Here is a 21224-nt window from a genome sequence, read left to right as displayed (position 1 = left end):
TCAGTGCGCAGCTCCTTTGCCCGACCACTCCATGCCGCGATAAGACAGGGCTTCTGCCAGGTGGGGCAATCCCACCTGGGTCGATTCGCCACCCTCCGCACTCTCCAGATCTGCAATCGATCTTGCCACCCGGAGCACCCGGTGCAGGCCCCGCGCTGACAGCCGGTAGCGCTCCATGGCTCGGTCCAGCATACGCCGGGCACCGGCATCGAGGGTCACCAGACGCTCGAGCGCCCGCACCGGGAGCTCCGAGTTAAAGCAACGCTGGCGGGTGATCTGAATACGGCGGGCCTTCGCAATCTGCTCTCTGATCGAATGAGCCTCTGCCTCGGGCGGTAATCCTTCGAGTAACAGTCTGCCCGGGACTTCCGGCACGCCGACATGCAGGTCGACCCGGTCCAGCAGCGGCCCCGAGATCCGGGACTGGTAGCGCTGCACCTGATCCGGCCGGCATCGACAGGTGCCCTGTTCGCAGGTCAGTCCGGCAGGGCAGGGATTCATGGCAGCGATCAACTGAAAGTTCGCCGGAAAGGCCACCTGCCCTGTCGCTCTGGCGATGGCGATCCTGCGATTCTCGAGGGGTTCCCGCAGAGCGTCGAGCACGCTGGGCTTGAAATGCGGCAGTTCATCGAGGAACAGAACGCCCTGGTGCGCCAGGGAGATTTCGCCCGGTCGCGGCTGGCTGCCGCCACCGACCATGGCGGTCATGGAGGCCGAGTGGTGAGGGTCCCGGATCGGTGGCTCGGAAGGGTTTTCCAGGGAGAGTCCGGCGGCAGAATATACGGCGGCCACCTCCATGGCGCGGCGGGTATCGAGGGAGGGCAGGAGCAGGGGCAGGCGTCTGGAAAGCAGAGATTTTCCGGCACCGGGGGGTCCGATCAGGAGCAGGTGATGGCCGCCGACCGCTGCCACGGCGATGGCGCGTTTGGCCGCACTCTGGCCGATGATCGGATCGGCGACCTGGGGACGGGCTGCCGGATCCACCGCAGTCCCCACTGAGGGCGGTGTCGGCTCCAAGTCACGCTCGGCGGGCGCCATCCGCAGCAGATTCACCACATCCTGGAGATGGCCCACGGGCAGAATCTGATCCCTGGCCAGGCGGGCTTCGGCCAGGTTTGCCCAGGGCACCACCAGCCGGTCCCCGGCGTCGAGATGGAGTGCTGCACACAGACAGCCACGGGTATAACGCAGCTCGCCGTTGAGGCTCAGTTCGCCGAGAAATTCGTAGTCGAAGGTGCGGGGCGCTTCCGGTGTGATCTGTCCGGTCGCCCTGAGGATGCTGATGGCGATCGCGAGGTCGAAGCGCCCCCCCTCCTTGGCGAGATCCGCTGGGGCCAGATTGATGATGACTTTGCCGCGCGGGTAATCAAAGCCGCAGTTCTGCAGCGCGCTGCGGACCCGGTCCCGGGCTTCCCGCACAGCGGTAGCCGGCAGCCCGACGAGCGTGGTCCCGGGCAGCCCGCCGGCCAGATGGGTCTCCACGATGACACGGGGTGCATCCATGCCGATCTGGGCACGGGAGCGGGTATGTGAGCGGGTAGTGACGCTTGCGTCAGGCGTCGACCCGCTGCTCGAGGCCGGCAACCCGGTTCTCCAGATCGCTGACCAGCCGCTCGAGACGACTCAGGCTGGCCATGTGAGCGTCATATTCGCGCCTTGGTACCAGCTGAAACTGCTCGAAGAAGCCTTCCACCACCGGCTGCAGGCGGTCAGTGACCGATTCCCCGGAAAGATCCCCCAGGGTTTCGCCCAGTCGGGAGAGGAGCTCTTCCAGTGGGGGTGGAATCGGCGGTGGAGACGCGCTCCGGGTCATTCTCAGGCTTCCTGGGGTGATTTGTTGCGGTCATGGTAATTCAGCCGCATCCCGGTCACCACGGCGGATGACCAGGACGGGTGTGGGAAATCGGTGGGTGAGAATGGGCACTTTGACGCACCAAGATAGTGCATTGCGCGCATCGCATTAGTGCACGCCGCTCCCGGGCACCGCTTCGGGGGCCTTGCATGCCTTGTAACCAATTGAAATAAAAACAGAAATTCAGTTGGCACGAATTCTGCCTGAGGAGTGATGAGATTGAAGTGGGTTGGCAGTGGGATGCGATGCAACCGCCGTTGACTGGAGAAACGCGGCGCGAACGCGGACCGGCACTCCCGACCACTCAACTATTCAACCACTTAACTATGGGGATCTAAGGAATGAAAAAATTAATCGCAGGACTGCTGCTGCTCAGCGCGGGCTTTGCCTCTGCCGCAGAGATTGCCGGCAACGTTGCCCTGACCACCGACTACCGTTTCCGGGGCATCTCCCAGACAGACCGGGATCCGGCCGTCCAGGGTGGTTTCGATATCGCCTTCGAAAATGGCCTTTATGCAGGCACCTGGGCATCCAGCATTCAGTACGGCGGCTCCGTCGAGATGGACTTCTACGGTGGCTGGGTGAAGGAGTTCAACGACGACGTCAGTCTCGATCTCGGTTACATGTACTACTACTACCCGTCTGACAACTCCGATCCTGATCTGGATCTCCAGGAGTTCTACGCGAAACTCGGCTTTTATGGCGCGACAGTAGGCGTCATCTACTCCGACGACTACTTCGCGAAGAGTGGAGAGTTCTGGTACCTGTTCGGTGACTACAGCGTGCCGCTCGGTGAGCAGTTCAGCCTCGATCTGCACGTGGGTTACAACGAACTCGATGGCGATCAGAACTTCGTCAGCAACTATTTCGACTACAGCATCGGTGTGAGCACCTCTGTCTTCGGCGCCGATCTGTCTCTCGCCTATGTCGATACCGACGTCAGCAATTCTGACTGTGGCGACAAGCTGTGCGAAGGCTCCGCCGTCTTCACCATATCGAAAAGCCTGTAATTAGGAGAGAATCCCGGGTGCACAGGATCTTCCACAAAGATCTCCCTCGATGGGCCAGTGCCCAGAGCAGGGAGTCGTGCATCCATGCGGATTCAACAGGAGAAAACAAATGAAATTAATCACAGCAATCATCAAGCCCTTCAAGCTCGACGATGTTCGTGAAGCGATGTCCGAGGTTGGCGTCCAGGGAATGACGGTTACCGAAGTGAAAGGCTTCGGAAGGCAGAAGGGGCACACAGAACTCTACCGCGGTGCTGAATACGTGGTGGATTTTCTCCCGAAGGTAAAGGTCGAGGTCGCCGTGGACGACGGCATGCTCGATCAGGTACTCGAGGCGATCACCAAGTCGGCCAACACCGGCAAGGTGGGCGACGGCAAGATTTTTGTTGCCACCCTCGATGAAGTGGTCCGGATAAGAACCGGCGAAACAGGCGCCGACGCCGTATAGCGGCGTCGGCACTCCAGGGAGATAGATTGTGGAAGATCTGATTCAAACTAACTACGCACTGGATACCTTTTACTTTCTGGTAATGGGTGCTCTGGTGATGTTCATGGCGCCGGGTTTCGCGATGCTCGAAGCGGGCCTCGTCCGTGCCAAGAACACTTCTGAGATTCTGACTAAAAACGTGGCACTGTTCGCCATTGCCTGTGTCATGTACATGCTCTGCGGCTACGCGATCATGTATCCGGGTGCCGGTGAGGGAAACTGGATACCCATCCTCGGCACCCTGATCGGCGACGAGCACACGACAGACGCGGTACTGGCCTCGGGTGGTGACACCTACTATTCGGCCCGTTCGGACTACTTCTTCCAGGTGGTGTTCGTGGCGACCGCCATGTCCATCGTCTCGGGTGCGGTGGCCGAGCGTATGAAGCTGTGGGCGTTTCTGGGCTTTGCGGTGGTGATGACGGGATTCATCTATCCGGTGCAGGGCTTCTGGAAGTGGGGTGGTGGTGCCCTCAATGAAGCGGGTTTCCTCGACTTCGCGGGTTCCGGTGTGGTGCACATGTGTGGCGCAGCTGCAGCACTGGCAGGGGTCATCCTGCTCGGTGCACGCAAGGGTAAATACGGTGCGCAGGGACAGGTCAACGCCATTCCCGGTGCCAACCTGCCACTGGCGACCCTGGGGATGTTCATTCTCTGGTTCGGCTGGTTCGGCTTCAACGGCGGCTCCGAGCTCAAGCTGTCCAATGTGGATGAAGCCAACGCGGTTTCCCAGGTGTTTGCCAATACCAATATCTCGGCCTGCGCAGGACTGCTGGGTGCGCTGATTACGGCGAAGCTGCTGTTCGGCAAGGCGGACCTCACCATGGCCCTCAACGGTGCGCTGGCCGGTCTGGTTGCCATCACCGCGGAACCGCTTGCCGGGAGCATTCAGCTTTCCGCGCTGATCGGACTGATCGGTGGAGTGCTGGTGGTGTTCTCGATTCTCGGACTGGACAAGCTGAAGATCGACGACCCGGTGGGTGCGATCTCGGTGCATGGCACGGTAGGGATCTGGGGACTGCTCGCGGTATGCATCACCAATGACGAAGCCACACTGGGTGCCCAGCTGCTCGGCATCACCGCGATCTTCGCCTGGGTATTCCTGGCCAGCCTGCTGGTCTGGTTCGTGCTGAAGCTGACCATGGGTATCCGGATTTCGGAAGAGGAAGAGTACGAAGGCGGCGATATCGCCGAGTGCGGCCTCGAGGCTTATCCGGAATTTGTGAAAGCCTGATCGGGTAATCGATCTGCCGGTACGATCAGTGCCGGTATTCGGGCGGGGCTTCGGGCCCCGCTTTTTTTGTCCGGGATTGATCGGAGTTGTGGTCGGAAATCAGCCCGATTGGATGTAGTACCGACACGGTTTTACCAGCGTATTTATTGGGTTTTCGCGCTTTCAGGCGTAGAATACTGTACGTACATACAGTATCTGTTCCACCGGAGCCGCCCATGTCTCACTACACCCCGCTGCCCAGTGCCGAGTTTCTCGCCAACACCGATCGCCTGTCGCCCATCGTCCGCCTCGGTCCCATCGATGATCTGGAATCCGCCCTGGAGTCGAGCTGGCTCGATGTGTCCCGGGCCACCCATCGCTTCCTGAGCCTGCTGCGCGAGTTCGATCTGCGCCGGGGCTGGCAGGCCTATGGCTGCACCGACTGTGCCCAGTGGCTCGACTTCAAACTCAAGCTGTCGCGGACGACGGCTTTAGAGAAATTGAGAGTCGCGAAAGCGCTGTGGTTCGTGCCTCTGATCGATGCGGCGTTCCAATCGGGTGAACTGTCCTACTCCCAGGTCCGGGCGCTCACGCGCGTCGCCGATGAGACGAACGAAGCCGACCTGCTGGCCTATGCCCGGACCTCGACGGCGGAGCAGCTGGAGCAGTGCTGTAAACGGTTGCGCCATGGGGATGAGCGCACGGCTGGTCAGATCGCGCGGCGGGATCATGAGGCCCGGTCGGTGGCGCTGTATCCCCATTCGGGGGAGATCCTGGTGAAACTGCCGGCCGAGGCTTTTGCTCTGGTAGAACAGGTACTGACGCAGATGGTGGAGACGCTGCCGGAAGATCCTGCTCGAGGTACCGCAGCCGCCCGGGCGGATGCGTTTATGGAGCTGGTTGCGCGGGGAGGGCGGCGGATGGCGGTTCAACCCCGGCCGCTGACTCGACGGCCGCCGACTATCAGGTCCTGGTGCATGTAGACGCTCAGGCTTTGTCCGGCGCCGGCGGCCAAGCGGATCTGCCCTTACCCACCATCCGGCGTCTGTGCTGTGAAGGCGCTCTGGTGCCGATCCTCAAGGACGGCCAGAAAATACTGGATGTGGGCCGCAAACAGCGCACCGTGCCTACCGCCATCCGCCGGGCCCTGGCGGCGCGGGACCGAAGCTGCCGGTTTCCCGGCTGTCATCACAGCCGCTGGCTGGACGCCCACCATATTCAGCACTGGTGCGACGGCGGAGAAACCTCCCTCGATAATCTGATCCTGCTCTGCAGCCATCACCACAGGCAGATGCATGAAGGCGGGTTCAGGCTGCGGGCGACCGCCGAAGGCTACTACTTCGCGCGGCCGGACGGTCGGCCGATTGAGGGCCGAGGGGCGGCAGAAGAAGATTGTGCGTCTTCAGCGGAAGAAGCGCCTTCAGCAGAAGACGCGCCGGAATCTTCAGCGGAAAATGAATCGGTATTTTCAGCGGAAGATCTGTCCGCGTCTTCAGCGGAAGATGGACCCTGACCTTCAGCGCAAGCAGCCGGACAACCCCGTGCCTGTGCATTGCGAAGTCGGATACCGCTGGTGTGGAGACTGCCTTTCCAAACAGCCTTTGCAGTGTCCGCTGCAAACTTGCGCGTTTTCCGATCTGGACTATAACTACTCCGACCCGATTCAAGGACCCGGCATGGACAGCAGAACAGACAACGACAGCAACGATCACAATCCCCAGGCGAAGGCGCCGATCCGCTCCCAGCTCGAATGTGATGTGGATGCCTTTCTGCGCGAGGGCGGCGTGATCCGGGAACTGCGTGCCGGGGAACGTGCTGATCCGCCGAAGCGACCCGAGTCCAACTACGGACGCGGCGCCATCTGAGCTATCCCGCGGCCTGAGGCAGTCGGCCCACGCCGTCGCTGAGAGGGCAGACCCGCACGGCCGCTGCGGCCGAAGCCCCGAAAGCCTGGTGTACAATGCCGGGCTTTGCCAGCCGGTGGTTTATCGTTCATGCGCTACATCAGCACCCGGGGAGCCACCCCACCTCAGCCCTTCACTGAGGCTGTCGTTACCGGGCTTGCACCCGATGGTGGTCTGCTGATCCCGGAACAGATTCCCGATATCCGCGCTCACCTGGACAGCTGGCGGAGTCTCGGCTTCGTGGATCTCGCCAAGGCGCTGCTGCCGCACTTCATCGATGATATTCCCCGCGCAACCCTTGATCAGCTCATCGATCGGGCCTACTCGAAGTTCGATCATCCGGATGTGGTTGGCTTTCACGCGCTGGCCGGCACCCGTGGCGAGGTGCAGGTTCTCGAGCTTTTCCATGGTCCGACTCTGGCTTTCAAGGACATTGCCCTGCAGCTGCTGGGCCAGCTTTTCGAATATGTGCTCGAAGCGCGCGCCCAGCATCTGAACATTCTTGGCGCGACCAGCGGTGATACCGGCAGTGCGGCAATCGCAGGGGTGCGCGGACTGCCCGCCGTCGACATTTTCATCATGTATCCCAACGGCCGGGTCAGCCCGCTGCAGGAACTGCAGATGACCACGGTGCTGGATCCGAATGTGCATTGCCTGGCAGTCGAAGGTTCATTCGATGACTGTCAGAACCTGATGAAGACGCTCTTCGGTGATGCAGCGTTCAAGTCCCGGTATGCGCTCGGTGCGGTCAACTCGGTCAACTGGGCGCGGGTGATGGCGCAGATCGTCTACTACGGCTATGCCAGCCTGCGCTTCGGCAGCAGCGCGCCGGTGTCCTTCTGTGTGCCGACCGGTAATTTCGGCAATGTCTTCGCCGGCTATCTTGCACGCCGCATGGGCTTTCCCATCGACCGACTGATTGTGGCCACCAATGCCAATGACATTCTCTCGGTGTTCTTCGGCACCGGCCGCTATCAGCGGGGTTCGGTCCACCACACCATGAGCCCGGCCATGGATATTCAGGTCGCGAGCAACTTTGAACGCTACCTCTATTACCACTTCGGGGAAGACGCCGCCCGCCTGAATGCCTTCATGGAGACTTTCGCGCGCAGCGGCTGTGCCAGCATCGATCCCGAAGCAGACGGCGGTCAGCGTGTCTCAGCCGTGCTGCTTGCCACCGCGGTAACAGAGCAGGAAACCCGGGACACCATCGGGCGCGTCTACCGCGATTGCGGTTATGTGGCAGATCCCCATACAGCGGTCGGCCTCGCGGCGGCAGAGCGCTTCGCTACCGCCGGTACCAAGGTCTGTATTGCGACCGCCCACCCGGCGAAGTTCCCCGAGTCCGTGAACCAGGCTGTCGGCAAACCGGTTGCCACCCATCCTGCCCTCGAGGCGCTGAAAGGACTGGAGAGTCGCCGTACGGTGATTCCGGCGACCGTGGCAGCGGTGCGGGACTATCTGCAGGCACACGCGCGCGCCTAGCCCGCCTCGATCGAACCTACCGCACCGAGGAGCTCCCGCAGCCTGCGTACCTCGCGGCTGGGCTGGTGGTGATGATCCTCCCGAAGCGCAGCACCGGGATTCATCCAGATGCTGTGCATGCCGGCCTCACCGGCCCCCTGAATATCGTCCACGAGATGGTCGCCGATGTGGATGCCTTCGTCCGGTTGCGCTCGCGCATGCCGCAGCGCCGCCCGGAACATGTGCGGGGCGGGTTTGCTTGCGCCGACATCGGCCGCATTGAATGCGAAAGAGAAAAAACGGTTCAAACCGATTGCCGCAGTATCGGCGTTGCCATTGGTGAGCGCACCTAAGCGGTAGCTGGCGGCAAGCGCATCGAGCACCTCCAGGGCATCGTCGAACAACACCACCTGCTGACGCGCCTCATAAAACCTTCCGAAAGCGCCTTCGGCGAGCCGGCGGGCTTCTGCGCTGCTGTAGCCGATCTCGGAAATGCCCCGATACAGCACCTCGCGTCGCAATCCGGACACATCGTGGGCGAGCTGCGGCAACTCCGCAACAGCCGCGGTGCGCAGTGCCAGGATGCGCTCCCGGGAGAGCTTCCTGTAGTAGTCGGGGACATGCTCATCGAGCCAGTCGCGCATATGGGCTTCGGCCCGCAGCATCACGTCATTCACACTCCACAGGGTGTTGTCGAGATCGAAGGTGATGACCTTGATTCGGCGCACGCAGAGCTCAGCCCTTTTCTGACTGACGACCTGCACGGGGATGTGCGGCGTCGTAGACCTTCGCCAGATGCTGGAAGTCCAGATGGGTGTAGATCTGAGTCGTGGATATGTCGCTGTGACCCAGCAGTTCCTGCACCGCGCGCAGATCGCCGCTGGATTCCAGCAGATGACTGGCGAAGCTGTGGCGGAGCATGTGCGGATGCAGTGCGTTGCTGCCGAGCTGGAGAATGGCAATACGTTTCAGGCGTTGCTGCACGGTGCGCACGCTGATGCGCGAATTGCCTCGAGTGATGGCGGCCGTGCCTCGACCGCCGGTGAACAGCGGCTGCGAACGCCGGGGTAGCTCACGACACCGCAGCCAGGCCTCGATCGCGCGCAGACAGTGACTGCCGATGGGCACCTGGCGGGCCTTGCTGCCCTTGCCGATTACCCGCACGAAGCCGCTGTCGAGATCCAGATCGCCGATGTCGATACCGACGAGCTCCGAGAGACGCAGGCCGCTGCCGTAGAAGAGTTCGAGGATGGCCTTGTCGCGTTTACCGATGGGCGTATCCGCCTCGTAACTGAAAAGTTTTGCGGCCTGATCGGTGTCCAGTGTCGCAGGCAGGCGGCGCGGAGCCTTGGGTGCCTTCACCGATGCCGCGGGATTTGCTTTCAACAGGCGCTGGGATTCGAGGTAGCGGAAGAAACTGCGCACGCTGGACAGTGCGCGCTGGATACTCTTGGGTGACAGGCCGCCTGCGTGCAGCCTCGCGACGAAGCCGCTGACATGATGTGCGCGGAGTGCGGCGAGTGGTTCGCTGGTGGATTCGGAAAACAGTTCCAGATCCCGTCGATAGGCTGCGAGGGTATTGGGCGAGTAGCGCTTTTCGAATTTCAGATGATCGAGGTAGCTGCCGATGTGGCCGCTGAGATCGGTCATGTGGCGAGTCGTTGAATGGCCCCGCTGAGTACCTCGCCGACATAGGCGATGAACAGGGTGTCCATATCGGAGGTGAAACGACCGTTGTCCCTGCTGCCTATGGCCAGCAGCCCTTCCCCTTCTTCCCAGGCCAGACGGACCAGCACCGTACTGCCGGTGGCGGCCTCATGGTCGTCTGCGGGGAACAGAGCGCGGAGTTCTTCCCTGCGCAGACTGGTGCACAGAGGTGGCTTGCCCGGTCCCGGGATGATGGCCGGCAGTGGCAGCTTCTGCTCATGACTGCGCAGGTAGTCGAGATGCACAGGCAGGTCGCGCAGATGGCAGCATACGAAGTCCGCGTCGAAGTCGGTGAGGACGTAAGTGGCCAGTACTTCATTCAGGCTGCGCCAGTCGTTGGTATGCAGCAGAGCGAGGGTGAGGGTGCGGATCTTGCCGAACAGTTCGTCGTTGTTTTTTGCAGCTTCAATGAGTTCATTCATACGCCGCCGCATCTGCACGTTGCGCTCACGCAGGACGGCGACCTGGCGTTCCACCAGCGAAACCGCGCTGCCGGTTTCGTGTGGCAGATTCAGCTCAGACAGCAGGTGGGCGTTGCGCTGGAAAAAACCTGGATCGGAGAGGAGATAGTTGATCACTACCTCTTCGGTAAGCTGGGTGTCGGGTTGTGGTGCAGAACTCATCAGATCTGTCAGGGGAAATTAATCCTTCCGTGGAAGACGAGAGTGGCCGGCCCGGTCATTGTAACGGTGCTACCTGGTCCCTGCCACTGAATGCGCACCTTCCCGCCCGGCAGAGAGACCTTTACCCGTTCACGCAATCCCTTTGTGAGTCTTCCGGCGACCACCGCGGCACAGGCTCCGGTGCCGCAGGCCCTGGTTTCACCAACCCCACGCTCGAAGACCCGCAGCCGGATGAAACCGGGATCCACGATCTCGCAGAAGCCGATATTGGCCCGGGCGGGGAAAAAAGGATGACTGGTAAGGGCGCTGCCGATGTCGGCGACCGGAGCCGCGGCTGCATCGGGTACGAACAGGACACCGTGAGGATTGCCCATGGATACCGGCACCACATCGAACCTTTCTCCCGCGCTGTTCTCCAGCACGTAGCCGGGTGAGTCGGCGGGATGGGCGGCGCGTGCAACGGCTGCGGGTGGATGGCAGGGCACCAGGCTCGTCTCGGTGCTCGGTACACCCATTGCCACTTCGACCTGGCCATCTTCGAGCAGGCGTGTTGTCAGGAATCCGGTACTGGTCTGCCACCGCACCTCGGTCCTGGTGCAGAGATTCAGTTCCTTGACAAGCCTGGCCACACAGCGGGTACCGTTGCCGCACTGTTCGGCCTCGGTGCCGTCCGAATTGAAAATGCGGTAGCGGAAATCGGCCTGGGGATCGGTGGGGGGCGCGATCAGCAGCAGCTGATCGAATCCGACACCCGTGTGCCGATCGGCCCAGGACAGGATCTGTTGTGGTGTCAGCTCGGCTTCCTGGGTGACCAGGTCCAGCACCATGAAGTCGTTGCCCAGGCCATGCATTTTGCTGAAGCGCAGGTTCATTTTCCGGCTGGAGTACCCAGCTCCAGGCGCAGCTGATCCTCACTGGTCTCCCGGCGTCGGATGATTTCGAAGTGATCGCCGTCCACGAGCACCTCTGCCGGTCGGCCGCGACTGTTGTAGTTCGAGGCCTGCACCATGCCGTAAGCGCCTGCGGAATGCACAGCAAGCAGGTCGCCTGCGCGCACTCTCAATGGACGATCGAGCGCGAGGAAGTCGCCGCTTTCGCAAACCGGGCCGACCACGTCCCAGTGCCGCTCTGTGACATCGGGATGATCGCAGACGTTTTCTACCCGGTGCCAGGCCTGATACAGGGCAGGCCGGATCAGATCGTTCATGGCCGCGTCGACTACCGCGAAATTGTGCCCTGCGTCGTTCTGTGCGGGTTTGAGATACTCCACCGTGGTGACGAGGATGCCACCATTGGCGACCAGAAAGCGTCCGGGTTCCACAGCCACCGAGAGCCGCTCTGCGGTCTCCGCGCCCGGGGAGCTGTGCTGGCGGTTGGCCTCGAGCGCTGACCGCAGCGCGCTGCCGTAGGCGTCCAGATCGAATGGCGGTTCCGAGTCATAGGTCACGCCAAAGCCGCCACCCAGGTCCAGCTGAGGTATGGCAATGCCTGCCTGTGCAAGATCAGCGCGCAGGTTCAGCAGGCTGTCCAGTGCCTCGAGCAGAGGTGCGCTCTGGAGGATCTGGGAACCGATATGGCAGGCGATACCGGTGGCTTCGAGCCAGGGATGTCCGACCGCCTGCTGGTAAAGGCGCCTCGCCTCGGCGGCAGGGACGCCGAATTTGTTCTTCTTCAACCCCGTGGAGATATAGGGGTGGGTGGCTGCGTCCACATCCGGATTGACCCGGACTGCGAACCGTACCTTGCGTTGCAGCAGGGTCGCGCGTTCGCCGAGACGCGCAAGCTCCGCAGCACTTTCCACATTGAAACTGTGGATGCCCAGTTTGCAGGCGAGGTCGATTTCCGCAACCGATTTGCCCACACCGGAAAATACCACGGACTCCGGTGCAGCACCGGCGGCCATCACCCGTTGCAGTTCACCGGCGGAAACGATGTCGAAGCCGGCCCCCAGCTTGTGGAACAGACGCAGCACGCTGACATTGGAATTGGCTTTGACCGCGAAGAAGATCCGGACACCGCAGCCTGCCAGCGCCGACTCGAGGGCGCGGTACTGGTGGATGAAGTGATTGCGTGAGTAGACGTAGACGGGGGAGCCCGCAGCAGCAACCAGCTCCGGAACAGGTACCCCTTCGACATGCAGCACGCCGCCTCGACGCTCGAAGGCGTTCATCGACGCAGTTCGATTGCCGGCGTGGCACTCCCGGCCGGAGCAGGACTCTCCGGCAGGGTGAGCGGGCCCTTCTGGCCGCAGCTCGCAGCCTGAATGGCGAACACGCAGTAAATGATCCAGCGCACTTTTCTAAGCCTCGATGCGGGGTGGAAAACAGGCCGGCGAGTATACACCGACAGGTGAAAATCAGCGGGTGGTGCGGGCCCTCGCTGCCGCCGCGCGCACCTGATCCGGCGCAGTGCCACCGGTGTGGTTGCGGGCAGCGATGGACCCGTCGAGGGTCAGCACTTCGAACACCTCGGGGCCGATGGCTTGATGAAAGCTCCGCAGTTCTTCGAGACTCAATTCGTCGAGGGTTCTGTTGTTGGCAATCGCATGGGAGACCGTGCGACCGACCACATCGTGGGCGTCCCGGAAGGGCAGACCGAGGCGCACCAGGTAGTCGGCCAGATCCGTTGCGGTAGCAAAACCAGCCGAGGCGGCCGCCCGCATGCGATCCGCCTTCACCTCGATCATGGGGATCAGACCACCCAGGGCGTTGACCGTGTCACGCAGCGTATCCACCGCGTCGAAGAGCGGCTCCTTGTCTTCCTGGTTGTCCTTGTTGTAGGCCAGCGGCTGGCCCTTCATCAGAGTCAGCATCGACATCAGATCACCGATTACCCGAGCGGATTTGCCGCGGATCAGCTCCGGAACGTCCGGATTCTTCTTCTGGGGCATGATGCTCGATCCGGTGCAGAACCGATCCGGCAGGTCGATGAAGGCGAACTGCTGGGACATCCACAGCACCAGTTCTTCGCTCCAGCGGGAGAAGTGCACCATCATCAGGCTGGCCGTGCTGCAGAACTCGATGATGAAGTCCCGATCGCTCACCGAATCGAGCGAGTTTTCCGACACGGCGCCGAAGCCCAGCTCCCGGGCGACGAAGGCCCGATCGATAGGGAAGGTTGTACCGGCCAGGGCAGCGCTGCCCAGAGGCAGCACGTCGACCCGTTTACGGCAATCCAGCAGTCGCTGGCGGTCGCGATTGAGCATTTCATGCCAGGCCAGCAGGTGATGCCCGAAGGTGATCGGCTGGGCGGTCTGCAGGTGGGTGAAACCTGGCATCACCGTATCTGCGTGGGCCTCTGCCTGATCGATGATGGCGTCCAGCAGGGCGTCGACGCCGATCAGCAGTTCGTCGATCTCGGCGCGCAGATACAGGCGCATGTCGGTGGCGACCTGATCGTTGCGGGAGCGACCGGTGTGGAGCTTCTTGCCGGTGTCGCCGATGAGAGCCACCAGCCGGCTTTCGATGTTCATGTGCACGTCCTCGAGGCTCACCCGCCAGTCGAAGATGCCCTCGTCGATCTCTTTGTGGATCCTCTGCAATCCCGTTACGATGCCTGAGCATTCCTCCCCGGTGAGGATCCCCACACTGCAGAGCATGTTGGCGTGGGCAATGGAGCCCTGAATATCGAAATGGTACAGCCGCTTATCGAAGGTCACGGATGCGGTAAACGCTTCCACGAAGGCATCAGTGGCTTCGGTGAATCTTCCACCCCAAGGTTTGTTGTCCTGACTCATGAATGATTGCTTGGTCGAGTGAGCGGTGAGCGAGTATAGCAACCAAACGACGCTGCCGAGCCGCTCGCTGCCCTTCGTGGTGCCTGAGCTTTGTAACGTGGGCGCCATCTCGCTGCTGGTGCTGTTTGGCGAACTGCTGGTTCTGGTGCTGCTGTTTGCCGGTGGTGAGGTAACCTGGATCCGGCTGGCCCTGATGTCCCTGTTTGTGCAGTGGGTGACCCTGGCCAGCGCGGGAATTCTGTGTACCACGCGCAAGGCGCTCGCCCACCTCGGCCTGGTAGCCGGCGCGGTCAGCGCCTTCTGTCTGGTCATGGCGGTGACCCTGAGTGTTGGCATCGCTGCGGATCGGATTCTGGCGGACGGCGCCGGAACCCGGGGCATCGACTGGCAGACCATATTCGGTCAGCTGGTGATCTCCGGCATCATCACTGCCCTGGCGTTGCGCTACTTCTATGTGCAACAGCAGCTCCGGGTGCAGGAACAGTCCGAACTGCGCTCACGGATTCAGGCCATGCAGTCCCGCATCCGGCCGCACTTTCTGTTCAACAGCATGAACATCATTGCCAGTCTGATAGCGTCGGATCCGGAGACCGCAGAGGTTGTGGTCGAGGACCTGTCCGAGCTGTTCCGGGCGAGTCTCAATGACGCAGGCAATCAGGTGCCTCTGACCGAGGAACTGGATCTCTGCGAACGCTATGTGCGGATCGAGGCCCTGCGGCTGGGTGAGCGTCTGCGGCTCGACTGGCAGGTGGACCCGATACCGGAGTCGGTACGGATTCCTCTGCTGACGCTGCAGCCCCTGCTGGAGAATGCCATCTATCACGGCATTCAACCGCTCCCCGACGGAGGAACGATCCGGGTGCGGCTGTGGCTGGACAAGGAGATCGTCAATGTGGAGATCAGTAATCCGCTGCCTGCGCAGTCCACGCGGCATCCGAGCCAGGGGAATCGGATGGCGCTCAACAACATCCGCAGCCGGTTGAATGTGCTCTATGGCGCCCGGGCGGAACTTAAGACCGAGGCACTCGAGGATCGCTTCGTGACGACGCTGAAATATCCGATGTTGCACAACAGCGAGGAGGGCAGATGAAAGTACTCATCGTCGACGATGAACAGCTCGCCCGGGACAGGCTGGCAAGAATGGTGGGCGGCTTTTCCGGGTATTCGGTGATCGGGCAGGCGGCGAACGGCGTGGAGGCGGTCAAGCTCGCGGCCTCGGTGTTGCCGGAGGTGGTGCTGCTCGATATCCGTATGCCGGGCATGGATGGCCTGGAAGCAGCCCGCCATCTGATCGAGTTCGAAGAACCGCCGGCGGTGATCTTCTGCACCGCCTATGAAGAACACGCGGTCGAGGCCTTCGATCTGCAGGCCGTGGGCTATCTGCTCAAGCCGGTGCGCAAGGAGAGTCTGGAGCGTGCGCTGGGCAAGGCACAGCGGGTCAACAAGGCCCAGCTGGCTGCGCTCGCCGAAGAACAGCCTCCCCGGCGCAGCCACATCTCCGCGCGGACCCATCGCGGCATCGAGCTGATACCGGTGGACGACGTCCGCTATTTTCAGGCGGATCAGAAGTACGTCACCGTGCGTCACAGCGAGGGCGAAATCATTATCGATGAGCCGTTGAAAGACCTCGAGGATGAATTCGGCGATCAGTTTCTGCGTGTGCATCGCAATGCGCTGATTGCCTGGTCCTTCATCGTCGGTCTCGACCGGCAGAGCTCGGGCGCGTACCGGATCCGTCTGAAAGACGTGGCAGAATCCATCGAGATCAGCCGGCGTCATGTGTCCGCCGTGCGGAAATTTGTGAAACACCTGTAGTCGCGTGGTGACTGAATGAAAGACCGTATTGTCATTGCAACCCGGGAGAGTGAACTGGCGCTCTGGCAGGCCAGCTTCATCAGGGACCAGCTGCTCGAGCATCACCCTGACCTTGAAGTCGAACTGCTGGGCATGACGACCCGGGGCGATCAGTGGCTGAGTTCCCCGCTGTCGGAAGTCGGCGGCAAGGGCCTCTTCATCAAGGAACTCGAAGAGGCCATCGCGGATGGTCGTGCAGACATTGCCGTGCATTCGATGAAGGATGTGCCCGCCGTGTTACCGGAAGCCTTCACCCTGGCTGCCATCGGATTTCGCGATGATGTCCGGGATGCGCTGGTAGCTGAAGGTGTCGGCAGTCTCGATGAGCTGCCCCGGGGGGCACGGATCGGCTCTTCGAGTCTGCGCCGCCAGGCCATGCTGCTCGCTCAGCGTCCGGATCTGGTGATACGCCCGGTTCGAGGCAATGTGGGCACCCGGCTGCGCAAACTCGATGAAGGTGAATACGATGCCCTGGTGCTGGCGGCGGCGGGACTGCGGCGTCTCGGGCTGGAGCGGCGCATCGGTTTCCGCCTGCCTCTGGATATCTCGCTCCCGGCGGCCGGTCAGGGAGCCCTCGGGATCGAATGCCGCCGCTCCGATGGACCGGTGCGTGCGCTCGTTGCCGCTCTCTCCGATGTGGATACGGAACGCTGTGTGACCGCCGAGCGCGCGGTCAGTGCGGGCCTGGGGGCGGACTGCTCAGCCCCTCTGGGCGCGCATGCCACCTACGATGGTTCGGACGTCAGCCTGGAGGCGGTCCTGTGTTCCATCGATGGCACCAGGAAGCTGCGGGCGGCTGCGAGCGGCACACATCCGCTGAAGGTCGGGGCAGAAGTTGTCAGGCAGCTCGAGTCCCAGGGCGCATCAGAGCTGCTGGCGAACGTCCGCGCTGCCCAATCCAGGAGCTAGGTGCGGTGAAGGTCTGGATTAGCAGAAGCCGGCCGGGTGCGGACCGGCATGAGCAGGTCCTCCAGGCGGCTGGATTTGAAACCCTGGTACTGCCTGTACTGGCCATCGATTCCCTGAGCAATCCGGCCCCCGGGCGGGACTTCAACCTGGTGATCTTTCTGTCGGAGCATGCCGTCAACTGCAGCAGCGCTCAGCGCGCCCGGACTGATTTCTGTGCGGGTGCCCAAGTGCTCGCCGTCGGGACTGCGACAGCGGCAGCGCTGACGGCAGCCGGGGTCAGTGTGTCGGTGTCCGGGGATCGGCGCGGTGCCAGACTGCAGGGCAGCGAGCGTCTGCTCGCCAGCACGGCGCTGCAGGAGGTGAAAGGTCAGTCGATTCTCATTGTCTGCGGTGAGGGCGGGCGCATGCTGCTCGCAGATACCCTCCGGCGTCGCGGAGCGGATGTCCAGCTTCTGCGCTGCTATCGTCGCCGTCCGGCAGGCATCCGGCTCGAATCGACCACGGACATTGATGCAATTCTGGTTGGCAGTGGCGATGGATTCGCCTACGTGGCGCGGGTATGGTTCGAAGCCGGCGGCGACCCGGAGGTGGCGGTGCTGGCTCCGTCGGCGCGGGTTGCCGGTCTCGGGGCCGGGCTCGGCTTCAGGCAGGTCATTGATTGTGCCGGGGCCGGGGCCGAGGATTATCGGGATGCCCTCAATGCACTGAAGGCTTCATGAGCAATGGATGCATGTGTACTGGATGCATGAGTAATGGATGCGTGAATAATGAGTGAAGGGAAGACCCCCCCGGAATCCGCTACCGGGAAGGACGTCGATCCAGCCAGATTCAGTGCGGCAGCCGCCGGGAAAGCGGGCGATCCCGAAAAGGACGCACTGGCCAGGGAGCGTGCGACGAAGCGGCGCAGCGCAGACGCAGCCGGAACGCCGTCAGCGGCGGCTCCGGTGAAAACGCGCGGCCGTCTGCTGGCATTTTTCGCTCTGCTGGTGGCACTCGGTGCGGCCGGTCTGGCGGGTTACCTTTACTACCTGCTGGTAGTCTCGGCGCCGATGGCGCCCGTTGCTGCGCGGCTGCGTGGCATTGAAGAAACATTGACCAGCCAGGCTGAGAAGACACAAAACCTGGCAGCCGAGCAGCAGGCGGCCTTCCAGCAGTTCGCCCGGGAGCAACAGGCCCAGATCAGGGCGACGGAAGAGCGGGTGGCCGGTGCGGTAAACGAGATGGCAATCCAGGCACCCCCGTCGTCGCGGGAATGGAAGGTGGCAGAAGTGGCCTACCTGCTGCGGATCGCCAATCACCGACTGCTGATGGAACGGGATACAGATGGCGCTCTGCAATTGCTCCATGCTGCAGACGCCATCCTTCTCGAGCTCGACGATTTCGGCCTCTTCCCGGTGCGTGCCCGACTTGCCGATGAAATCCTGGCTCTGGAGAACGTGCACAGTAACGATGTACAGGGTCTCTATCTGCGCCTGGAAGCGGTGAAGGGAGAACTCGAGCGTCTGCCGCTGCGGATTCCCGCCTATCTGGCAGCCCGTGAACAGACCGAGCGGACCAGTGCAGAGGCCGACGCACCGATGTGGCAGCGCTTCCTTGACCAGATCTCGACCTACCTGCGGATCCGACGGGTGGAGGGGGAGGTGAAACCGCTCCTGGCGCCGGACGAAGCCGTGTATCTCGAGCTGAATCTGCGGCTGATGCTGGAGCGCGCTCAGCTTGCCGCGCTGCGCAGAGAGCAGGTCATCTACCAGCAGAGTCTGGATTCCGCGAGTCAGTGGCTCGAAGAATATCTCGATCCTGCTGAGCCGCGGGTGCGGCGGGTACTGGAGGAACTGGACGAGATGAGCCAGGTGGATCTCAATCAGAGCCTGCCGGACATTTCGGGATCCCTCGAGGCGCTGCGCAAGGCAGCCGAAGGCGGCGCATGAAACTCGGCATACTGCTGCTCATCGTCGCGGTGGTGCTGGGCGGTCTGGTCGGCACCCTCGTGGTTCGGGATCCGGGGTATGTGCTGGTCTCCTATGCGGATATGGCGCTGGAAACCAGCCTCTGGTTCGCGCTCCTGATACTGCTGACCGCCTATGTGCTGATCCGCCTGATGGCTTTCCTGTTCAATCGTTCCCGAGCCACCGGAGGACAGGTGAGCGGCTGGTTGTCTGAGCGCCGCAGCCGTAATGCGCGCACGCGCACGGTGCAGGGACTGCTGCTGATGGCTGAAGGCGAGTGGGCCCAGGCGCGCAAACTGCTGGTGGCGTCCGCTTCCGAGGCAAGCGCTCCGCTGATCAACTATCTGAACGCTGCCCGGGCGGCACATGAGCTGGGTGATACCCAGGGGCGTGACGATCTGCTGCGGCAGGCACACGAATCCACCCCCGGCTCCCGGTTTGCGGTGGGTCTGACCCAGGCCGAGTTGCAGATGGCGGCCGGTCAGTGGGAGCAGTGTCTGGCGACGCTTCTGCAGTTGCGTTCGGAAGCGCCGAAACACCGGCAGGTGCTGGTGATGCTGTCGCGCTGCTACCAGGAACTGAAAGACTGGCAGGCGCTCATCGAACTTGGGCCTGCGCTGATCCGGCAGAAGGTGGACGCCCATACCGCCGAGTTCAACCGCATCGATGTGGACGCACTGCTTGAACAGGCCTGGCATCAGCGTCTGGGGCAGGCGGGCGCGGTTCCCAGGACGGTCTGGTCCCAGATGCCCAGAGACCTCCAGAAAAAGCCGACACTCCTGGTGGCGTACGCGCGTGCGCTGATAGAAGCCGGGGAATCAGATGAAGCGGAAGTTGTGCTGCGCGGCGCCCTTTCACAGCACTGGGACGATACCCTGGTTGAGCTGTATGGCTCGGTGCAGGGATCGGACACCAGGCGACAGCTGGTGGCTGCGGAAAGCTGGCTCAAGCAGCGCCCCAATGATGCTCCCCTGCTGCTGGCTCTGGGGCGCATCTGTCTGATGAACAGCGAGTGGGAAAAAGCCCGGGAATATCTCGAGTTGAGTCTGCGCATGTCGCGATCGACCCAGGTTTACGGGGAACTCGGTCGGCTCTGCCTGGCGCTTGGGGAGAGCGAACGTGGTGCGGAGTATCTGCGGCTGGCCAATCCCGGGCTGCCTGACCTGCCGCTGCCGGATGGTCAGGCGAGCGACGCGCAACGCGGATCCTAGGCGAACACGTCTGACCCGGCCGCAATGTCCGGCGGCTATGAGCTCCGGCGCATCGATGCAAAAAATTCAGCGTTCGTCTTGGTGTCTTTGAGCTTGTTAACCATGAATTCGATTGCAGCGATATCGTCCATGTCGTGGAGCAGTTTGCGCAGAATCCAGACCCTCTGCAGTTCATCTTCCGCCATCAGCAGTTCTTCCCTGCGGGTACCGGAACGGCGGATGTTGATGGCCGGGTAGACGCGCTTCTCGGCGATCTTGCGTTCCAGGTGCAGTTCCTGGTTACCGGTACCTTTGAATTCCTCGTAGATCACTTCGTCCATCTTCGAGCCCGTGTCCACCAGGGAGGTGGCGATGATGGTGAGGCTGCCGCCTTCTTCGATGTTGCGCGCAGCCCCGAAGAAGCGCTTGGGGCGTTCGAGTGCATTGGCATCCACACCGCCGGTGAGCACCTTGCCCGATGAGGGGACGATGGTGTTGTAGGCACGGGCGAGGCGCGTGATCGAATCGAGCAGGATCACCACATCCTTGCCATGTTCCACCAGACGCTTCGCCTTCTCGATCACCATCTCGGCGACCTGGACATGGCGGGACGGTGGTTCGTCGAAGGTGCTGGCGACCACCTCACCGCTCACCAGTCGCTGCATTTCGGTTACTTCTTCCGGTCGCTCGTCGATGAGCAGCACGATCAGAACAACTTCCGGATTGTTGGAGGCGACGGACTGGGCGATGTTCTGCAGCACCAGGGTCTTACCGGCCTTCGGCGGTGAGACGATGAGCGCGCGCTGGCCCTTACCGATGGGTGCGATCAGATCGATGATGCGGGCGGTGAGATCTTCGGTGCTGCCGTTGCCGCGTTCGAGCTTGAGGCGTTTGTTCGGGAACAGCGGGGTGAGGTTTTCGAAGAGGATCTTGTGTTTTTTCGAGTTCGGCTCGCTGAAGTTGATCGAGTCGACCTTGAGCATGGCGAAATAGCGCTCGCCGTCCTTGGGTGGCCGGATCTTGCCGGCGATGCTGTCACCCGTGCGCAGGTTGAAGCGGCGTATCTGGCTGGGCGAGACATAGATGTCGTCCGGACCTGCCAGGTAGGAGCTGTCTGGTGAGCGCAGGAATCCGAAACCGTCCTGGAGTATTTCCAGGGTTCCTTCGCCGTAGATGTCTTCGCCCGCTTTCGCCTGTTTGCGGACGATGGCGGCGATGACTTCCTGTTTACGGGAGCGGGCCTGGTTTTCCAGACCCATTTCACGGGCCATGTCGACCAGGTCGCCGACGGGTTTGCGCTTCAGATCAGTGAGGTTCATGGACATAGGG

Annotated in this window: 22 protein-coding genes; 13 read left to right on the top strand and 9 right to left on the bottom strand. The window is 62.1% G+C overall.

Going from position 1 to position 21224, the window contains the following annotated elements; genetic code table 11:
• Positions 1-1584 carry a YifB family Mg chelatase-like AAA ATPase gene (locus R3E82_19465; protein ID MEZ5553071.1) on the bottom strand — a complete coding sequence of 528 codons (1584 nt, stop codon included), beginning with the start codon at positions 1582-1584 and terminating at the stop codon, positions 1-3.
• Positions 1553-1813, bottom strand: a complete 261-nt coding sequence (locus R3E82_19460; protein ID MEZ5553070.1) for a hypothetical protein — start codon at positions 1811-1813, stop codon at positions 1553-1555. Before R3E82_19460 ends, R3E82_19465 begins: the two co-directional genes overlap by 32 nt.
• 380 nt (positions 1814-2193) lie before the next feature.
• Here R3E82_19460 and R3E82_19455 point away from each other — a divergent pair, with 380 nt between their 5' ends.
• The 7 genes from R3E82_19455 (at position 2194) to thrC (ending at position 7951) form a co-directional block, all read left to right on the top strand.
• Positions 2194-2862: a TorF family putative porin gene (locus R3E82_19455; GenBank protein MEZ5553069.1), complete on the top strand. Its 669-nt coding sequence runs from the start codon at positions 2194-2196 to the stop codon at positions 2860-2862.
• 109 nt (positions 2863-2971) lie between these two features.
• On the top strand, positions 2972-3310 hold the full coding sequence (gene glnK, locus R3E82_19450; GenBank protein MEZ5553068.1) for a P-II family nitrogen regulator: 339 nt from the start codon (positions 2972-2974) through the stop codon (positions 3308-3310).
• Positions 3311-3347: 37 nt separating this feature from the next.
• On the top strand, positions 3348-4583 hold the full coding sequence (locus R3E82_19445; GenBank protein MEZ5553067.1) for an ammonium transporter: 1236 nt from the start codon (positions 3348-3350) through the stop codon (positions 4581-4583).
• A gap of 215 nt (positions 4584-4798) precedes the next feature.
• Positions 4799-5545 carry a DUF222 domain-containing protein gene (locus tag R3E82_19440; GenBank protein ID MEZ5553066.1) on the top strand — a complete coding sequence of 249 codons (747 nt, stop codon included), beginning with the start codon at positions 4799-4801 and terminating at the stop codon, positions 5543-5545.
• The gene (locus tag R3E82_19435; protein MEZ5553065.1) at positions 5536-6075 is read left to right on the top strand and encodes an HNH endonuclease; all 540 of its coding nucleotides are present in this window, start codon (positions 5536-5538) and stop codon (positions 6073-6075) included. Before R3E82_19440 ends, R3E82_19435 begins: the two co-directional genes overlap by 10 nt.
• A gap of 163 nt (positions 6076-6238) precedes the next feature.
• Positions 6239-6427: a hypothetical protein gene (locus R3E82_19430; GenBank protein ID MEZ5553064.1), complete on the top strand. Its 189-nt coding sequence runs from the start codon at positions 6239-6241 to the stop codon at positions 6425-6427.
• Between the two features lie 129 nt (positions 6428-6556).
• Positions 6557-7951, top strand: coding sequence for a threonine synthase (gene thrC, locus R3E82_19425; GenBank protein ID MEZ5553063.1), 1395 nt, complete (start codon positions 6557-6559; stop codon positions 7949-7951).
• Here thrC and R3E82_19420 read toward each other — a convergent pair.
• From R3E82_19420 to argH, 6 genes are all read right to left on the bottom strand, one after another.
• Positions 7948-8658 carry an HAD family hydrolase gene (locus R3E82_19420; protein MEZ5553062.1) on the bottom strand — a complete coding sequence of 237 codons (711 nt, stop codon included), beginning with the start codon at positions 8656-8658 and terminating at the stop codon, positions 7948-7950. The genes thrC and R3E82_19420 overlap by 4 nt on opposite strands.
• A 7-nt stretch (positions 8659-8665) precedes the next feature.
• A complete protein-coding gene (gene xerC, locus R3E82_19415; protein ID MEZ5553061.1) occupies positions 8666-9580 on the bottom strand; it encodes a tyrosine recombinase XerC in 915 nt (304 codons plus the stop codon).
• The gene (locus R3E82_19410; GenBank protein ID MEZ5553060.1) at positions 9577-10260 is read right to left on the bottom strand and encodes a DUF484 family protein; all 684 of its coding nucleotides are present in this window, start codon (positions 10258-10260) and stop codon (positions 9577-9579) included. Before R3E82_19410 ends, xerC begins: the two co-directional genes overlap by 4 nt.
• A gap of 8 nt (positions 10261-10268) precedes the next feature.
• Positions 10269-11132 (bottom strand): diaminopimelate epimerase, encoded by an 864-nt coding sequence (gene dapF, locus R3E82_19405; GenBank protein ID MEZ5553059.1) that lies wholly within the window; start codon positions 11130-11132, stop codon positions 10269-10271.
• The gene (lysA, locus tag R3E82_19400; protein MEZ5553058.1) at positions 11129-12430 is read right to left on the bottom strand and encodes a diaminopimelate decarboxylase; all 1302 of its coding nucleotides are present in this window, start codon (positions 12428-12430) and stop codon (positions 11129-11131) included. Before lysA ends, dapF begins: the two co-directional genes overlap by 4 nt.
• A 186-nt stretch (positions 12431-12616) precedes the next feature.
• Entirely contained in the window at positions 12617-13996 is a 1380-nt protein-coding gene (gene argH / locus R3E82_19395) for an argininosuccinate lyase (protein ID MEZ5553057.1), read from the bottom strand.
• Between the two features lie 25 nt (positions 13997-14021).
• Between argH and R3E82_19390 the strand changes: the two genes are divergently transcribed.
• Genes R3E82_19390 through R3E82_19365 form a run of 6 tightly spaced genes read left to right on the top strand, consistent with a single transcriptional unit; the run spans position 14022 to position 19916 of the window.
• Complete coding sequence (locus R3E82_19390) at positions 14022-15086, top strand: sensor histidine kinase (protein MEZ5553056.1); 1065 nt, start codon at positions 14022-14024, stop codon at positions 15084-15086.
• Positions 15083-15811: a LytTR family DNA-binding domain-containing protein gene (locus R3E82_19385; protein MEZ5553055.1), complete on the top strand. Its 729-nt coding sequence runs from the start codon at positions 15083-15085 to the stop codon at positions 15809-15811. The genes R3E82_19390 and R3E82_19385 overlap by 4 nt, the downstream gene beginning before the upstream one ends.
• A gap of 15 nt (positions 15812-15826) precedes the next feature.
• Positions 15827-16759, top strand: coding sequence for a hydroxymethylbilane synthase (gene hemC / locus R3E82_19380; protein MEZ5553054.1), 933 nt, complete (start codon positions 15827-15829; stop codon positions 16757-16759).
• 5 nt (positions 16760-16764) lie between these two features.
• On the top strand, positions 16765-17478 hold the full coding sequence (locus R3E82_19375) for a uroporphyrinogen-III synthase (protein ID MEZ5553053.1): 714 nt from the start codon (positions 16765-16767) through the stop codon (positions 17476-17478).
• 48 nt (positions 17479-17526) lie between these two features.
• Entirely contained in the window at positions 17527-18687 is a 1161-nt protein-coding gene (locus R3E82_19370) for a uroporphyrinogen-III C-methyltransferase (protein MEZ5553052.1), read from the top strand.
• Positions 18684-19916 carry a heme biosynthesis HemY N-terminal domain-containing protein gene (locus R3E82_19365; GenBank protein MEZ5553051.1) on the top strand — a complete coding sequence of 411 codons (1233 nt, stop codon included), beginning with the start codon at positions 18684-18686 and terminating at the stop codon, positions 19914-19916. The genes R3E82_19370 and R3E82_19365 overlap by 4 nt, the downstream gene beginning before the upstream one ends.
• A gap of 35 nt (positions 19917-19951) precedes the next feature.
• Here R3E82_19365 and rho read toward each other — a convergent pair whose 3' ends face one another.
• Positions 19952-21214, bottom strand: coding sequence for a transcription termination factor Rho (gene rho, locus R3E82_19360; GenBank protein ID MEZ5553050.1), 1263 nt, complete (start codon positions 21212-21214; stop codon positions 19952-19954).
• Positions 21215-21224: the final 10 nt, after the last annotated feature.

The sequence above is a fragment of the Pseudomonadales bacterium genome (genome assembly GCA_041395945.1).
In the GTDB taxonomy this organism is placed as follows: Bacteria; Pseudomonadota; Gammaproteobacteria; order Pseudomonadales; family Azotimanducaceae; genus SZUA-309.
The sequence above is the reverse complement of the archived record's forward strand: the minus strand, read 5'-3'. Positions and strand labels throughout refer to the sequence as shown.

What these genes read in the sequence shown, in the direction of transcription:
- R3E82_19365 (MEZ5553051.1), top strand. Translation starts at nt 18,684, where the DNA reads ATGAAACTCGGCATACTGCTGCTCATCGTCGCGGTGGTGCTGGGCGGT.
- argH (MEZ5553057.1), bottom strand. Translation starts at nt 13,996, where the DNA reads ATGAGTCAGGACAACAAACCTTGGGGTGGAAGATTCACCGAAGCCACT.
- R3E82_19460 (MEZ5553070.1), bottom strand. Translation starts at nt 1,813, where the DNA reads ATGACCCGGAGCGCGTCTCCACCGCCGATTCCACCCCCACTGGAAGAG.
- thrC (MEZ5553063.1), top strand. Translation starts at nt 6,557, where the DNA reads ATGCGCTACATCAGCACCCGGGGAGCCACCCCACCTCAGCCCTTCACT.
- R3E82_19370 (MEZ5553052.1), top strand. Translation starts at nt 17,527, where the DNA reads ATGAGTGAAGGGAAGACCCCCCCGGAATCCGCTACCGGGAAGGACGTC.
- R3E82_19410 (MEZ5553060.1), bottom strand. Translation starts at nt 10,260, where the DNA reads ATGAGTTCTGCACCACAACCCGACACCCAGCTTACCGAAGAGGTAGTG.
- xerC (MEZ5553061.1), bottom strand. Translation starts at nt 9,580, where the DNA reads ATGACCGATCTCAGCGGCCACATCGGCAGCTACCTCGATCATCTGAAA.
- lysA (MEZ5553058.1), bottom strand. Translation starts at nt 12,430, where the DNA reads ATGAACGCCTTCGAGCGTCGAGGCGGCGTGCTGCATGTCGAAGGGGTA.
- R3E82_19385 (MEZ5553055.1), top strand. Translation starts at nt 15,083, where the DNA reads ATGAAAGTACTCATCGTCGACGATGAACAGCTCGCCCGGGACAGGCTG.
- dapF (MEZ5553059.1), bottom strand. Translation starts at nt 11,132, where the DNA reads ATGAACCTGCGCTTCAGCAAAATGCATGGCCTGGGCAACGACTTCATG.
- rho (MEZ5553050.1), bottom strand. Translation starts at nt 21,214, where the DNA reads ATGAACCTCACTGATCTGAAGCGCAAACCCGTCGGCGACCTGGTCGAC.
- R3E82_19455 (MEZ5553069.1), top strand. Translation starts at nt 2,194, where the DNA reads ATGAAAAAATTAATCGCAGGACTGCTGCTGCTCAGCGCGGGCTTTGCC.
- hemC (MEZ5553054.1), top strand. Translation starts at nt 15,827, where the DNA reads ATGAAAGACCGTATTGTCATTGCAACCCGGGAGAGTGAACTGGCGCTC.
- glnK (MEZ5553068.1), top strand. Translation starts at nt 2,972, where the DNA reads ATGAAATTAATCACAGCAATCATCAAGCCCTTCAAGCTCGACGATGTT.
- R3E82_19440 (MEZ5553066.1), top strand. Translation starts at nt 4,799, where the DNA reads ATGTCTCACTACACCCCGCTGCCCAGTGCCGAGTTTCTCGCCAACACC.
- R3E82_19430 (MEZ5553064.1), top strand. Translation starts at nt 6,239, where the DNA reads ATGGACAGCAGAACAGACAACGACAGCAACGATCACAATCCCCAGGCG.